At 38.9% G+C, this 14,558-nt stretch carries 11 protein-coding genes; all 11 read left to right on the top strand.

Going from position 1 to position 14,558, the window contains the following annotated elements:
* The first annotated feature begins 5 nt into the window (after positions 1-5).
* A complete protein-coding gene (locus tag F0919_RS17920) occupies positions 6-491 on the top strand; it encodes a hypothetical protein (protein ID WP_150034219.1) in 486 nt (161 codons plus the stop codon).
* Positions 492-494: 3 nt separating this feature from the next.
* Entirely contained in the window at positions 495-1,841 is a 1,347-nt protein-coding gene (locus F0919_RS17915) for a hypothetical protein (protein WP_150034217.1), read from the top strand.
* 2 nt (positions 1,842-1,843) lie between these two features.
* Entirely contained in the window at positions 1,844-4,255 is a 2,412-nt protein-coding gene (locus tag F0919_RS17910) for a hypothetical protein (protein WP_150034215.1), read from the top strand.
* 51 nt (positions 4,256-4,306) lie between these two features.
* Positions 4,307-9,049 carry a phage tail tape measure protein gene (locus F0919_RS17905; RefSeq protein ID WP_150034213.1) on the top strand — a complete coding sequence of 1,581 codons (4,743 nt, stop codon included), beginning with the start codon at positions 4,307-4,309 and terminating at the stop codon, positions 9,047-9,049.
* Entirely contained in the window at positions 9,046-9,288 is a 243-nt protein-coding gene (locus F0919_RS17900) for a hypothetical protein (protein WP_150034211.1), read from the top strand. Before F0919_RS17905 ends, F0919_RS17900 begins: the two co-directional genes overlap by 4 nt.
* Before the next feature lie 81 nt (positions 9,289-9,369).
* Positions 9,370-10,359, top strand: a complete 990-nt coding sequence (locus tag F0919_RS17895; protein ID WP_150034209.1) for a hypothetical protein — start codon at positions 9,370-9,372, stop codon at positions 10,357-10,359.
* Between the two features lie 276 nt (positions 10,360-10,635).
* Positions 10,636-11,781 carry a head maturation protease, ClpP-related gene (locus tag F0919_RS17890; protein WP_150034207.1) on the top strand — a complete coding sequence of 382 codons (1,146 nt, stop codon included), beginning with the start codon at positions 10,636-10,638 and terminating at the stop codon, positions 11,779-11,781.
* A gap of 50 nt (positions 11,782-11,831) precedes the next feature.
* Positions 11,832-12,461, top strand: coding sequence for an FIVAR domain-containing protein (locus F0919_RS17885; protein ID WP_150034205.1), 630 nt, complete (start codon positions 11,832-11,834; stop codon positions 12,459-12,461).
* 53 nt (positions 12,462-12,514) lie between these two features.
* Positions 12,515-13,555 (top strand): hypothetical protein, encoded by a 1,041-nt coding sequence (locus F0919_RS17880; RefSeq protein WP_150034203.1) that lies wholly within the window; start codon positions 12,515-12,517, stop codon positions 13,553-13,555.
* A 50-nt stretch (positions 13,556-13,605) separates the two neighbouring features.
* A complete protein-coding gene (locus F0919_RS17875; RefSeq protein WP_150034201.1) occupies positions 13,606-14,202 on the top strand; it encodes a hypothetical protein in 597 nt (198 codons plus the stop codon).
* A gap of 62 nt (positions 14,203-14,264) precedes the next feature.
* Positions 14,265-14,552 (top strand): hypothetical protein, encoded by a 288-nt coding sequence (locus tag F0919_RS17870; RefSeq protein WP_150034199.1) that lies wholly within the window; start codon positions 14,265-14,267, stop codon positions 14,550-14,552.
* The last annotated feature ends 6 nt before the right edge of the window (positions 14,553-14,558 follow it).

Below are 14,558 nucleotides of genomic sequence, written 5' to 3'. Positions count from 1 at the left end.
TCCGTATGAGTATCAGATCAGTTATGCAAGCTGCAGCTAACAAAATAAAGCCTGCCATAAAAAAGGAATTAAAGAATCAAGGGCACTACTTAACCGGCAATCTTGAAAGGTCATTATCCGATAATGTAACATCAGGACCTGATGGTACGAGAATCACGGGTACTGCATTGGGATATGCAAGATATGTGAATGATGGTTTTCAGGCAGGTTCTGCAAGCTGGGCTCAACTGCCTTATGTCATTAAATACTTCATAAAACGGGGCCTTTCGACAAAAGAGGCAAAGAAAGCTGCAGGTGCAACTATAATGACATGGATGAAAGAAGGGATGCCAACTGATAATTCAAGAAGGTTCAGCAAAACCAATAACCGGTTGAAGTTCCTTAAGGTAGTAAATGATGCCATAAACCGGGATATTGACAAGCAAATACTTGCCGGCATTGATGCTGAAATTTCAAAAACATTTAATAAGACCAAGTCTGAAACTATTTAAGCCATGCCCATAACAAGTTTTCAAAGTAATGTACGGCCAACTGCTTCAAGCCTGAATGCGGCATACCGGCCTATTATTTTTCAGCCTAAATTTGATTCAACACTTATAGGCACATTCCCGCCTGTTGTTTATTGTGATATTTACTTTAATGGTACTTACTATAAGACACAGACATCAACCACCTATTACCAGATTAATGCCTTCAATGCACCATATTGGATATTTGATATTCAAACAGTCGTTCAGGAATACCTGAAATCAAATTTGCCTTTGTTGAATTTGCTTTCTATAGCACCGACAACAACGGATTTTATAGGAGTTAATGGCTCATCGTCTGCCTGTTATTGCAAGTTCAGGGTAAGTTCAACGGATTCAAATGGGTTTATAGTTCCGGAAGGTTCACCTGGTAGCGGAGGATATGCGTCCCCGACTTTTTATGTTTTGAACTCCGTGCTTCAGCATGAAGACAACCAGGATTTAAAGACTCATCTTAATTTCTATAAAGTGCCGCTTGGTTTCCCTCCTGCAGCAGGATATGAATTTATGCCATTAAGCCACCGGCCCAATGGCTACATCATATCAAAATACGATTATGATTCTTTCCCGCTGTTTTCAATCAAGTTGCCTTCAGGTGAATCAAATTATTCATTAGCCATCAGTTATAAGAGAGATGGCGATATGTCATTTACTAATGCATATACACAGTATGTGTATTCCGGACAAAATAATATAGCAATTAGCATCCCGACAGGTATCATTCAATTAAAGCCCCTAACCTGGTATTCAAATTTGTTGCCAATAACTCCTACAACAGTTCCCTTTGATGATATAACTGAATATACTTTATCGCTTGTTTATGATTTATCAATTGTGCCACCCAGTGTATTGAATGCAAGTTTTAAGACGCCACTTTTTAAAACTTATGGATGCAATTGCAATAAGCAACGTTTACATGTACGGTTCCTGAATTATCTGGGCTTTTATGATGCGGTGAACTTCTCCGAAATCAATGGCAGCATTATTACTACTTCTGACGAATGGCAAAAGGCGTTGAAATTTCCTTTAGTGAAATCGGATGGAGGCGCTAAGAAGCTAACTGTCATAAGCAATGAGCAATTTACCGTAAGTACCTGTGAATATGGTGAAGATATGCAGCAGTGGCTGAAAGAGTTATTTGATTCACCTGAAGTATATATTGAGTGGCCGGGTGGTCAGGGGCAGGATGCTGCCAATATTCCGATTTTAGTAAAAGATGGAGAATTTGTTTTAAGGAAGAGCCAGGACAGGTATGAATATGTTACCCAGATTCAATTCACCATGTCCAATGAAAACATACGTCAAAGAAATTAATAATGTCAGAAACAAAATATTTGAACTTCAGGATTAACGACCGGCCGGTGGATGTTGAAAGTGTCGAAGCCGTACCGATATCCATTGATTACGAACTGGAAAATGAAGATAACTTTTCTGAAAAGAAGAGTTCTGTTTCATTGGATATATCTGTGCCGGCCACACTGGAGAATGATACGACATTTGGCACCTACCATGATGCAAATATTGAAAATGATGCCGTAAAGAATGCTATGGATTGCCTGATTGAAGCAAATGGTATTCAACTATTTAAAGGAAAGGCATTGGTAAAATCAACTGTCAGCCAGAACGGTAATCCAAAAGCCTATAAGCTCAACTTTTACGGTAATAATGGTGACTGGATGCTGCCGTTACAGGATAGCACTTTGCACGATTTTTTAAGCAGTCATACCCATATCTTCAATCAATCGGTGGTATTCAACACCTGGTATAACTTTAATGGATTAAGTGAAACGCTTGATTATTTCTATTGCCCGGTCAGGTACTCGAAAGGCCTTACAGATGGTGGGATGACAACGCTTGATTTGCGTCCATCTATCTCCGTTTACTGGATTATATGGCGTGCGTTCAAGTCTTTGGGTTATAAAATTCAAAGTAGCTTTCTGGATAGTGCTTATTTCAGGGGGCTGGTACTTCCCTGGACATGGGGAGATTTCCTTCTGATGGATAGCTCAAAATTGGATCCTTTGAAGTTTAAAGCTACCGGTACGCCAACTAATATGTCAAATTACAATGGAGATAGCTATTGGTCATTCTTTGGAGATAATACTGATGCGGATTATCTAATCGGGGACGGCGCTGCGTCAGGAAACGTAACCAATGATACTTTTGAACTATCATATACAAGCAGCCCTTTAGGATATGATAATGGTGGAAATTATTCCTACAATACATCTTCCGGAGTAATGCAGTATGTCTTTAATGGCACTCAAGCATCGTTATTAGGTGTAACAGATATTGAATTTACTATTTCTGTGCCTGCCTCTTTTGATGGTGGAGAATGTTCCCTTTGGATAGACTGGACTGTTATCGGAGGTGGTATTTCAGATCAGGCAATGATTTATGATAATTCATCTATTGATGATGGAATAATTCAGGATACGCCATTTGTTTTTACCGTGAAGAACGTTTCACCTGGTGCGACAATACAAATGATATTATTTGCAAGAATAAATGTTGGAGCTGTAAGTTCTGCGGCTGTGAGAGTTTATGGGAGATATTTTTTTGCAGGAGGAGGTGGTCCGACTATTCAAATTCTTGCAACCACATTAGAGGTGACAGGTTTTAAAAAAGTTGTCGGTTCAATTGTTGATTTGAAAATTTATGACGAGTTAAAGAACTACAATTTTCTTGATTTATTGAGAGGCCTTATAGATTTGTTTGACCTTCAGTTTCAATCAGACCCGATAAACAAAATTGTAGTTATCGAACCTACCTATCCGTATTATACCGGCAGTAACCCACTAAGCAAAATCACAGGATATTTCGGATTGGGGAAAATCGACTGGAGCCAGAAAATGGACTTAGCAAAGGAGTCCGAATTAGAATTATACTCAGACATCGAGCAGGAATTCAATATGCTTTTTAAGGACGATTCTTCCGATGGTGCGGCCAAACGATTTGTAGACCGGAACAGCACTTTACCAGGTTCATCAAAGTACATATTCCCAAATCGTTTCAAAACCGGAAAGAAAGACAATGAGAATCGTTTTTTTACGCCTGTAATGCATATCAGGATGGATGAGTGGAAAACTTTGTCTGATGATCAGGTGTCCCCGCAACTTATAGCGATGATTCCGGAGAATATTTCCAACACATCGGCAAGCACTTCACAGTATAAATTTGGCCCTAAGATTGCTTTTGCCCGCAGGGTTAACCTTTCAGACCCTGTATTTAAAAATGGCAGGATAAAGTTTGAGAATGCTTCTTACGGTTGCCCTGAAATGTTTGCTGTGAATTATAATAAAGGAGGGGAGAATGACCCTGTTTTGACATATAGCGACCAGAATGTCGATAGCGCAACCAACCCAAAGGGTGCGGTTGTTCATGGGCTAATGAGAAGGTTTTTCCTGCAGCGGTTATCTATAATGCGTTACGGGAAAAGACACAAAGCATGGTACAACCTTTCAACATCAGATATCACTAATTTTTATCATCGTGAGGCAATAATCCAGGATAATGCCATTTATCACCTGTTCAATATTTATGGATATAAACCATTGGCAAGTGAATCAACGCAATGCTATCTGTGGAAATGGTTTCCGATGTCTCAGGCCGATAGTGACAGCTGCTTCCCATCATTGAGCAGTGTAACGAACGGTGTTTTAATATCCGGGGGAAAGGATACTGTTTATCAGAGGTTGCTTGCGCTTCCTTCAGACCTTATCGGATAATTCATTTAAACTTTAGGTACTTAAATAAGATAATAAATAACTATAATAATCATGGCCGGAGAAAAAATTACCAAAATATACGACTTGCAGGAGTTGGGTGGCGAACATGTTATCGCAACTTTGGAGCAAATAAACCTTGAATTCGCTCAAATAAAGCGGTCAAAGCAGGCATTAAACAAAGAGACGATTAAGGCCTCTTTTGATGGAGACACAGAGGCTGTTAATAAGCTGAAGGGTCAATTCGAGGAATTACGGGTTCAAGAACTGCAGCTAAAAGTACAACGTCAGGAACTTATTAACCAGGGAAAGCAGGCTCAGCTAATCCGCCAGCAGGAACTGTCTCAGCAAAAGCAAATTACAAATGGCAATGCAGCTGTTTCTGGTAGTTATTATGAAATATCGCAGCGGTATCGTGAGCTTTCGCAGATCGCCAAAAGTGTCATTCCGTTAAATGATAAGCTTCAGGTTACGCAGGCGCAAAATGAATTAAGGGTATTGAAAACCCAGCTTGACAATTTCAACAGGTCACTTTCTCCGGACGGTACGCTTGTTGGGGAATACAAGACCGGCATTTTAAATGCTTTCCGTGATGCCGGGCTTACTGACCTAATCCAAAACCAGTTAACCCAGGCAAAAACCAAGGCAAGGGATCTTAATACTGAGTTTGAAAAATTAAGGACAGAATTAAGGGCTGTTCAATCGACCGGGCAAGGTTCATTAGATACGCTTGAAAGGCAACTGCTGGAAAACAGAGCTGCTGCAGGCCAACTTAATACTCAGATAGTTTCGCTGGAACAAGGTATCAGGGGCACCGGTGTTGGAACACAAATTGTCGATGGGCTCAAGGCAAGCTTTAGGGACCTTGGGAAACAAGTGGCGCAGGTTGCTATAGGATATATAGGAATACAGGCAGCATTAAGCGGTATCAGGAAAGAAACGGGGATTGCTAAAGAGTTATCAGATCAAACAACAAATCTTGAAATAGAGTTAGGCAAAGTCAAGGGTGGGGCAGATGAACTGGTAAAAAGTCTGGCAGATATTGATACCAGAACAAAGCTCACAGGGTTAGAAGAGATAGCAAATATTGCAGCCAAGGCAGGGGTATCAGAAGAGAATCTTGCAGGGGTAGCGGAATCCATCGATAAAATAAAGATAGCTTTTGGTAAGGATTTCGGTGATGTTGAAAAGGGTACGGAAGACCTTGTAAAGCTTATAAATGTATTTCTTGGTACCGAGGCTGTGAATGGTGATAATTTGCTTCGTACCGGTAATGCAGTAAGGACACTTGCAAATGAAAGTATTGCATCCGTTCCTTTCTTAAATGATTTCGCTACAAGAATGGCTGGTCTTCGGGGCATAAGTGACATAACCCTGCCGTCAGTACTGGGACTTGCGTCCGGATTTGAGCAATTTGGCCAGAGCGCAGAAGTTTCTTCCACGGCTTTGGTAAAGATCATACCTAAACTTGCAACTGACACTAAAAAATATGGTGAGATAGCCGGTTTAACACAAAAGCAGTTTTCAACATTGTTAAACAGCCGTCCGGAGGAAGCATTATTAAAAGTTGCAGAAGGTTTAACGAAGGGTAAAACTGGTATTGAGGAAATATCACAAGCATTTGCAGATAGTGAGCTTGGGAAAGGAAGAGTGACATCGGTTCTTGGAGTGCTAAGTAAAAATGCTGATGCATTCAGGAAAAGCATAGACACTGCTAATGTGTCATTTCAGAATACAAGTAATATTGAAGATGCATTTGCAGCCAAAAACAATAATCTGTCTGCTTCTTTAGACAAATTGTCTAAAGCCTTTGCAGATGCAGCCAACAGTAAAGCATTTCAACTAACATTGCTTGCTATTTCTAGCCTGGTCCTGTTATTTATAAATAATCTGCCAACTGTGATTTCGCTGGTTACTTTGTGGGCCGCTGGATGGGCTGTAGCAAACAAGGAGTTAGTTTTACAATATAGCCGGCTGGCTCTCTTAAATGCCCAACTTTTAATTTCACGAATTGCACTCGGTGCTTTGACTATCGCACAAACTGCATATACTGCAGTAATGGGTTTTTTCTCCGGAGCTACAAACATAGCAACAACAGCAACAAATTTGTTCAGGGCAGCCTTGGTCTCTCTTCCGTTTGGATGGATATTGGCAATTATAGGTGCTGTTACAGCCGGGTTTGTGGCACTGGGAACTGCTGTATTTGCATCTACCAATAAATTAAAAGATAATTATAGAGCGTCGCAGTTAAATGGAGAAATCCAGACTGAGGTTGCTCAGGCTACTGCCGGCACTACTGCAAAAATAAATGCCTTAACTTCTGTTATTAAGGACAACAATATTTCTCTTGCAGCAAGAAAAATTGCTCTTCAACAATTAATTGCAATAGCTCCAGAATACTTGGGAAACCTTAAACTGGAAAATATAAAAACAGCCGAAGGAATAAAGGTTATAAATGATTATGTAAAAGCCTTGGAAAACAAAGCAAAAGCTCAGGCTATAGATAATGGATTGACTAAGTCTCGCGAAAAATTATTGGATGCCCAAAAGAATGAAGCTCGTGCAGCCACTGATCCTGATTTTGCAAAAGAAGAGTATAGGAAGCAAGCAAGTAATCCATTTTTTTCCTCTGTAATTGATGCAGTTAAATTTGGAACATTAAATTCAGAGCAGGCATATATAAAATACTATTATCAACAACTACAGAAGGAAGCCCAGAAAGATATTGATTTTTTCACAAAAGCAATAGGAGGTCAGATTGTAGATAGTGCCAAGAAAATTTCAGATGATTCTAAAAACGGTGCTAAACAAACTGTTGGTGAACTAGAAAATGAACTTAAGGATTTAATTAAAAGTCTCGAAGATTCCTATGCCCTTATAGCTTTGACCGATAAAAATGCACAAGATAGTAATATAAAGCAGCGACAAATTTATCAGAAGGAATTAGATGACCTCAACGCGAAGAAAAACGGTAAGCCCGAGAAAGAAAAAACCTATAATGGTGCAAAGCTTACTGGGGAAACTAAAGATAGCTTAAAAGAAATTGAAACGGAAACTGACCTACTTAAAGCTGAACTCGAAAAACGAAAAACTCTGGGAACTATTTCTGAATTTGATTACTATACTGAATTAAATAAAATCACTCAAGATGGTATTACCAAGAAACTTGCGATTATTAAAGAAGGAAATGCTGAAGAAAAGAAACAAAGAGCTGAATTAATGCTTCAGGCTGTTCTCGCTGAAAAAGATAAAAACCAGAAGCTATATGATCTTGGTGAAAAATCAGCTCAGCAAACTCTTCAATCTGCTAATCGAAATGCCGATAACAAATTAAAGTTAGTAACCGAAAGTGTAAATAGTACAGAGCTGCAAAAATCAGAAGCACAATTACAATATGATAATGATGCCTTAAAAGCACAAATAGATTTCAATGTTTCCTTGAACACATTAGAGGCAAAATATGGTGTAAAATCTTTAGAAAATGCTCAGAAAAGATGGGATGAACTGAAAAAGCTAGAAACGAAAATCTTAAATGATAGGCTGGAAAATAACAAAAAAATTTATGACACAACATTTGAGGCCATTGATAAAGGTACTACCTCATCTGCAAATCAAGAAGATACCAGCTTTGCTAATGCTAAAACAGAACTATTCAATCAGCAATTTGCAACCGAAGAGGCAAGAAAGGAAGCATTTGAAGATCTTGAAAGAAAACATCAAGCAAAAATACTTCAAATTCAACGCGCTTCTATTTATTCGAAATTAATCGAGACAGAAAAGCTGCATACTGCAGGAGTAATCAACGAAAAAGATTACAACAGTCAAGTAGAAGGATTAAATAAAGAATTAGCTGAAAATTCAGCAGCTATTTCTCAAAATAACTTAGACACCATTCTCGATGGCTGGGATGATTTCAGGAATGCTCTTGGTAAAATAACCTCCGCAATAGAAGCTGCCAATCAATCAATTTTAAAGCCACTTTTCGATTTGCAAAAACAAAAGATTGAAAACGCTCAGGAACAAACCAACAAAGAGCAAGATGCCCAAAAAGAACAGGAATTAAACCTGGCTACTTCTGAACAGCAAAAGGAAGAAATCGAGAAAAAGTACGATGCTAAACGAGCGGCATCTGATAAGAAGTATAGTGAAGAAAAGAAAAAGATTGCATTAAAAGAATTGGCAGTCGATTCAGCATTAGCTGCCGTAAGATCATTGCTATCTCTACCGAATTATGCACAAGTGGCTATTAATCTAGGGTTGGTCGCTGCTTCTTATGCTTTACAGCGTGCTAAAATTGAATCTACTAAATTTGAAAAGGGTGGTAAGCTAAAATCTACACTCAGTTACGGTGGAATATTCGATGGTCCCTCTCACGTGAATGGCGGCATACCGATATCGAATAAAGAAGTAGAAGGCAAGGAAGGTTATGTTATCAATAAAAATAGCATGTCCAGTGGTAAAAGAATGACAGTAACCGGTACGCCGGCACAAATATCTTCAGCTGCGAATGTTGCAGGGGGCGGTGTTGATTTTGCACCTGGTGCAACAAGATTCATGTATGATTATGGCGGCAGTTTGGGAATGAACCTTAAAGCGCCGGTGATTATGCCAAGGCAATATCTTAATACCGCTGCCGCACAGGATAACTCCGAAGTGCTGGCTACCTTAAAAGCCCAGGCAGATGCTATAACCGCAATGAGCAGTCAAATATTAACCCTACAGGTTCAATTAAACCCTAACGCAGTAACAAATTACCAGGATAAAAAATCTAAGGCCGTTAAACTCGCAACACTATGAGAAGGAAAGTAACAGTTACTACAATAACATTCCCTGACTTGAAAGAACAGCTCCGGGAACTCGCATTGCTTGATATGGACAAGTTCTTAAAGCTCACCGGCGTGGATATGGTTCAGGTTGTAGTGTGTTCTGAGCGAGCAAAGAAAAAATCATTACAACAGATTGCAAATAAAGTAAAGCTATCGAAGAGCACAGTACAGAGCCGGTGTAGGAAATGTGGAGAACAATTAAAAAAATGACAAAAAACATTAGTAGGTTTAACAATATAGAAAATACATATTTTTGTAATAAATCTAAATTCTCCATTTTAATCTAAAACAATGTCTACAGATAACAGTAACCAAATTACCCAAGCTGAACTTGATGAATTTGAAGCAAGAGTAAGTAAGTTAGTCGAAGAGTTGTCTAAGCATAATTATAAGTGGCATTTTAATACCCTTCCAGAATACATAAAAGGTAGAAATGGTCCTTATAAAATACAATTTGGAGGATTATTCAATGAAGATATATTTCAAATTAATTCTAAATCTTCAGAAACAACAATTAAAACTACAGATGAAAAATATGTAAAAGAATTTTATGAAAGACTCAATGATTTTACTCGAGTAAATAATATAAATACGGATAGTATCTTAGAAAAGGATATTCAAAATGAAGCAATTAAGGAAGTGCTTAAAAAAGTAGATTTGTTGAAGGAATCTGTTGAAGAGTTACAAGTTGAAAATGGTGAATTGAAGGAAATTGTATTTAATATTGTTTCAAATCCTGATAACAATCTTGAATTTGGCATTCAAAGAATTCCAGTTAATATTTACTTGGATACAGATAATTCAACGGATATATTCAATACGTATACTTCTATTTTAGATTTTCTTGATTTCATCGGATTTCAAAAATCAATAGAATTTCAGGCTATACATGGATCATGGATTAAAAGATTAATTGCCAACTCAAAAAAGGCACTAACTAGTAGCGAAGTAACAGACAGGATTAAAGAAGTTGAATATGGCGTCGAAGTTAATACAATTTTAAAACCACAGTCAGAGATTGATAAGAATAACTCTGAAGCTTTGCTAAATATATTAAAATCAGTCGAGAATATACCTAACGCAGCAATTAGAATTGGATCCCTAATTGTTGTAAAGGTGACAAATACAGATGGAGAAGTTAATGTTCAAGTAAGAACACTTTCTATTAAAGAATTGCATTTGCTAAATAAGCGTCCTGATTTACTTTCTAAACCTTCGGAAATACTTATCGCATTAGGGAAAGAAATAAATGATTCTGAATCTGGTAATATTGAATTGTAAAGTGATTTCTTAAATAAGTATTTGACAAATCGAACCGAAATATTAATTATTTTTTAAAAATCTATGTATCGCCATATTCTAGCGTTGCATTATTAGAAAGCATTTCTTCAAATGATAATTGTAAATCATCATCATTTAATCCATTTAAAATTTCCTCAGTTGTAGGTTTCATTTTAATAATTTTGAGAAAGTTACATTTTTCGTACGTATAAACCGAACACTTACAACCAAAATTCACTTTTAGTAGCTACATCCTATCTGACCTTTGCTATCAAGATGGCAAAGCAAAACTTCAAAGTAGCAATTCGTAATTCAGTTGGTGATAATTCCACACTGGAGCTGTTTTTCCTCGATGACATTTTCAATGAATACGACTGGTGGACCGGCGACACAACCAACATGGTTAATGACGTTGTAAAGCAAGTGAAAAATTACAATCCCAAAACTGTAATCCTCACGATTGATAGCCAGGGTGGTGATGCCTCAATTGGTCTTGCTATTTACAATTTCCTGAAGCATTACGGTGTAAAAGTCGAAACCGATATAATCGGTATGGCCGGCTCCATTGCTTCCGTTATGGCAATGGCAGCAAACAAGGGTAAATTAAAAATCGCACGAAACGGTTTTATGGTTATCCACAAAGCCTGGGGAGGCGCCATCGGCAACAGCGATGATTTAAGGAACGCTGCCGATGTTGTGGATATGTACACCCGCCAGATAGTTGACATCTATGCTCAACGTACCGGTAAGTCTGTCAACGAAATTAATGCGCTCATCGAGAAAGGTGATTATTGGATGACAGGTTCTGAAGCGGTGGCCCAAGGCTTCGCAGATGAAACCTACAACGATAACGAACAGTTCCAGATTGCGGCAAGAGTAAAAACGCTTGCACCGGACTATCGCAATATCCCCCAAAACTTAATTACTGACGAAGACTCTGAAGAAGAAGCAGAGCCAGAAGATTTTCAATCATTCAAAACAAATTTTATGAAGTTCAAAGACAAAGTAAACGCCTTTATTGACGCTATTACAGGTAAGAAAATTGAAAAAACGACTCCTGAAACATTATCTGTTGATGTGGCCAACTTAATCGGAGAGCCCATGAAAACCATGATAGAGGGTTTGCAGACAGATGTATCAGAGGAAATCAAACCTATCCAGGATAAGATTGCAGATTTTGAAAAAGCTGATGGTGCGTTCCAAACCGGTATCGTTAATTCTGTTACCAATGCAGTTTTTGAAAAATACGAACAGCGTATCAAGGATTTGGAAGCTGCCAATGCAAAACTTGAAAAGGAAAATGGTGATTTGAAAACTGAAATCCAGGATAAGCTTGGCAAAGAATCCCATGATGGCCCTGAGAAAGCCCCCAAAGCAAAAGTAATAGGTTCATTCGGCAAGGCAACGGCTGAAGCTGAGTAACCGGTACCAAGAAACAATATTTACTAATCAATTCTTAACTCATTTTAGCGATGATAGCTATAGATAATTCAAACCTCATTAACTACTGTAGAAATTGCAATTGCAGTGGTTTTACTCCTGTCCTGACTTATGCCTATAATGCGGGTGCAAAGACAGTAACTGTTACCAGCGCAAGCACTGTTTCCTCACCAGATGGCTGGAAGATTGGTCGCATTGCCGTCCATGACCAATTCGGCGGTACAGCATTTGGCCACATAGACACTGTTAATGGAAATGTAGTGGTAAGTACTGCATCCTTAAACGCCTCTAAACCTTATTCTGTAACTGCTACAATTATAACAAACGGTGGCTGTACTGCTGATGGTTCTGCAAGTCAAATCGGTGCTGCCGGTAGCCTCGGCGGCTGGGATAAGAAATTTTCAGAGGCTTCGGCACAGACACCTCTAGACCCGGCACCTGAACCAAATCCTATTGATGTTGACAAAACAGCGTTACAAGCCAAATTAAATGCCGTTGCCTTATTGGATGAAGATGCCTACACTGCTCCTACCTGGACTGCATTTGTTACTTCTAAAACTGCTGCCCTCGCTGTTATTAATGACGAAGATGCTACGCAAGAAGATGTTGATGATGCATTGGCTGATTTGATTGCAAAACAAACTGCCTTAGTAGCTGCATAGCCAAACAACATTTCTGAAGGATAAAATTATTAACGCAATCAATTTTTAATAAAATGACAATTCTACAACCATTTTCTATATCAAGTCTTCAGTTTCATGAATCAATTATCATTCCTGCATTCCAGGATTTGGTTCCGGAAACCATGCCATTTACCGGCACACTTGGAGAATTCACTCTGATGGACAATGTAATCTCAAAAAGAGATATCATTGAAATCAGAAGAATGAAAAACATTCTTCAACGCCGCGACGCTTCCTGTGATCTGAATTATAAGAAGGTTGCAGGTACCACCAATCGTCGCATTACGGTTGATGAACTATATGCTGCAGCAAAGCATTGTAAAAACGAGTTTTACACCGGCTGTTTAAAAGACTGGAGAAATCAGGATCCATTATTCGGTAATAAAATCCTTCCTTGGTTCAGACAAGCAGTCATGACTGATGTTGCATCAAATGCCTACTTCGGTGACATTGAAAGGATTGATAGCCCGTCTGAGTGGTCAACAAATAAGTACGATGGTATCTTTAAATGGATTGCCGCGTATTATGCTGCAGGAGCAATTCCAGAAAACCAGGGTTTCTCAATCCCAGTAAGGGATTTAAGGACAAGCCCTCAAACAGCGGTAAATGTACTACAGAACCTTTATGACAACCAGCATCCATTAATGCGTTCATTGCCACCTGCAGAGAAATACTTTACGGTTACGCAATCCGTTTTGGACGGTTACCGTAAATGGTTAAAGAATACCGGTCAGGCAGATACCATCATTGCCAATTATGCAAATGGAGTAAGCATTTCAACATTTGAAGGTATTCCAATTCTTGTAGAACCATTATGGGAGCCAATTATGGCTGAAGTATATGGCGGCCCTAACCGTAATGCGGCAATCCTTACAGTTAGAGGGAACTTTGTTTACGGTACTGATAAAACATATGGTGAGATGGATGGGGAAACAGGCAATGGCCCTGATTCAACCTCACTGATGGTTTGGTATGAAAAGAAAGACCTTTCCTGGTATTTCCAAATGTTCCTGAAAGCCGGTACACAGATTGCGCTTCCGGAATATGTTTCTTTTGCTGTGCCTGAACAGTAATTAAATAAGTTCAATAATATTTATTTACGTAACTTTTAAAATATCTTTGTATGTCACTTTGTGTCAAATTAAAACCATATAACAGGACATGTTCAGCAACAACAGGCGGGATTGCCCGTGTTTGGATCTTTGATGGTGAAGATTTCGATTTCACTCAGGCAGCTCCGGCAGTAGATGGAACAGTTGCACCTTATACTGTTATAGCTCTTAGTGAGGATGCTGTTGCAGCCGACGGCGCATTGATGTATCCAATCCGCTTCGATAAAAAGACCGCTGAATATACTTATACACAGTCACGCAATGGTTGCTCTGTAAAGTATGCACATAAACTTGAATTCCAACTTGCAGAATTGTCACAATTGATTGCAAACTGGAACATTGCTGTTGACAAAGCTGGTTGCTGCTGTGGGGTTGGGCTTGTCATCCAGATGAATAGCGGAAAAATTCTGATTGCCGGAGAGAAATATGTTAATGGCGCTGCCATTAGCATTCCTCTTGAAATGCAACAGGATGGTTCTACCGGTACTTCAGGCAAGTTGATGGATGATCCGAATTCACAGACCGCAATTATGGTTGGTGATTACAACAGGCCATTGTTTGAGTATACCGGCACGGTACAGTCAATAATTGACCTGGAAACTGCTTAGTATTTCATAACTGATAAAAGGTGGCAGTTTAAAATTGCCACCTTTTTATTAAAAACACAATTATGCAAATCTCAATCAAGAAAAAATATCTGGAAACTAAAGTGGGCTTCGGCAGTAATGCAAAACCGTTAGGACAAAGAACGCTTCAGGAACTTCAGGAGCTGGCCTTGTATGCAAGGCAAAGCAACAGTAAATCGCTTTCAAACTACTTCGAACAATTGCCGACACTTCAGGAACTACAGTCCGGTAAGACTAGTCAGGTTATTGCAGATATTAAAAGCAATACAGACGCTGTCAAGACTGAAAAACCTGCTGATTCAAATCAGGTTCCGGGTTCAGAAAAGAAGTAAACCGTT

Origin of the sequence: Taibaiella lutea (assembly GCF_008629695.1) — a bacterium.
Classification (GTDB): domain Bacteria; phylum Bacteroidota; class Bacteroidia; order Chitinophagales; family Chitinophagaceae; genus Taibaiella; species Taibaiella lutea.
This window is presented reverse-complemented; position numbering and strand designations above follow the sequence as displayed.

What these genes read in the sequence shown, in the direction of transcription:
- F0919_RS17920 (WP_150034219.1), top strand. Translation starts at nt 6, where the DNA reads ATGAGTATCAGATCAGTTATGCAAGCTGCAGCTAACAAAATAAAGCCT.
- F0919_RS17900 (WP_150034211.1), top strand. Translation starts at nt 9,046, where the DNA reads ATGAGAAGGAAAGTAACAGTTACTACAATAACATTCCCTGACTTGAAA.
- F0919_RS17885 (WP_150034205.1), top strand. Translation starts at nt 11,832, where the DNA reads ATGATAGCTATAGATAATTCAAACCTCATTAACTACTGTAGAAATTGC.
- F0919_RS17910 (WP_150034215.1), top strand. Translation starts at nt 1,844, where the DNA reads ATGTCAGAAACAAAATATTTGAACTTCAGGATTAACGACCGGCCGGTG.
- F0919_RS17875 (WP_150034201.1), top strand. Translation starts at nt 13,606, where the DNA reads ATGTCACTTTGTGTCAAATTAAAACCATATAACAGGACATGTTCAGCA.
- F0919_RS17880 (WP_150034203.1), top strand. Translation starts at nt 12,515, where the DNA reads ATGACAATTCTACAACCATTTTCTATATCAAGTCTTCAGTTTCATGAA.
- F0919_RS17890 (WP_150034207.1), top strand. Translation starts at nt 10,636, where the DNA reads ATGGCAAAGCAAAACTTCAAAGTAGCAATTCGTAATTCAGTTGGTGAT.
- F0919_RS17870 (WP_150034199.1), top strand. Translation starts at nt 14,265, where the DNA reads ATGCAAATCTCAATCAAGAAAAAATATCTGGAAACTAAAGTGGGCTTC.
- F0919_RS17915 (WP_150034217.1), top strand. Translation starts at nt 495, where the DNA reads ATGCCCATAACAAGTTTTCAAAGTAATGTACGGCCAACTGCTTCAAGC.
- F0919_RS17895 (WP_150034209.1), top strand. Translation starts at nt 9,370, where the DNA reads ATGTCTACAGATAACAGTAACCAAATTACCCAAGCTGAACTTGATGAA.
- F0919_RS17905 (WP_150034213.1), top strand. Translation starts at nt 4,307, where the DNA reads ATGGCCGGAGAAAAAATTACCAAAATATACGACTTGCAGGAGTTGGGT.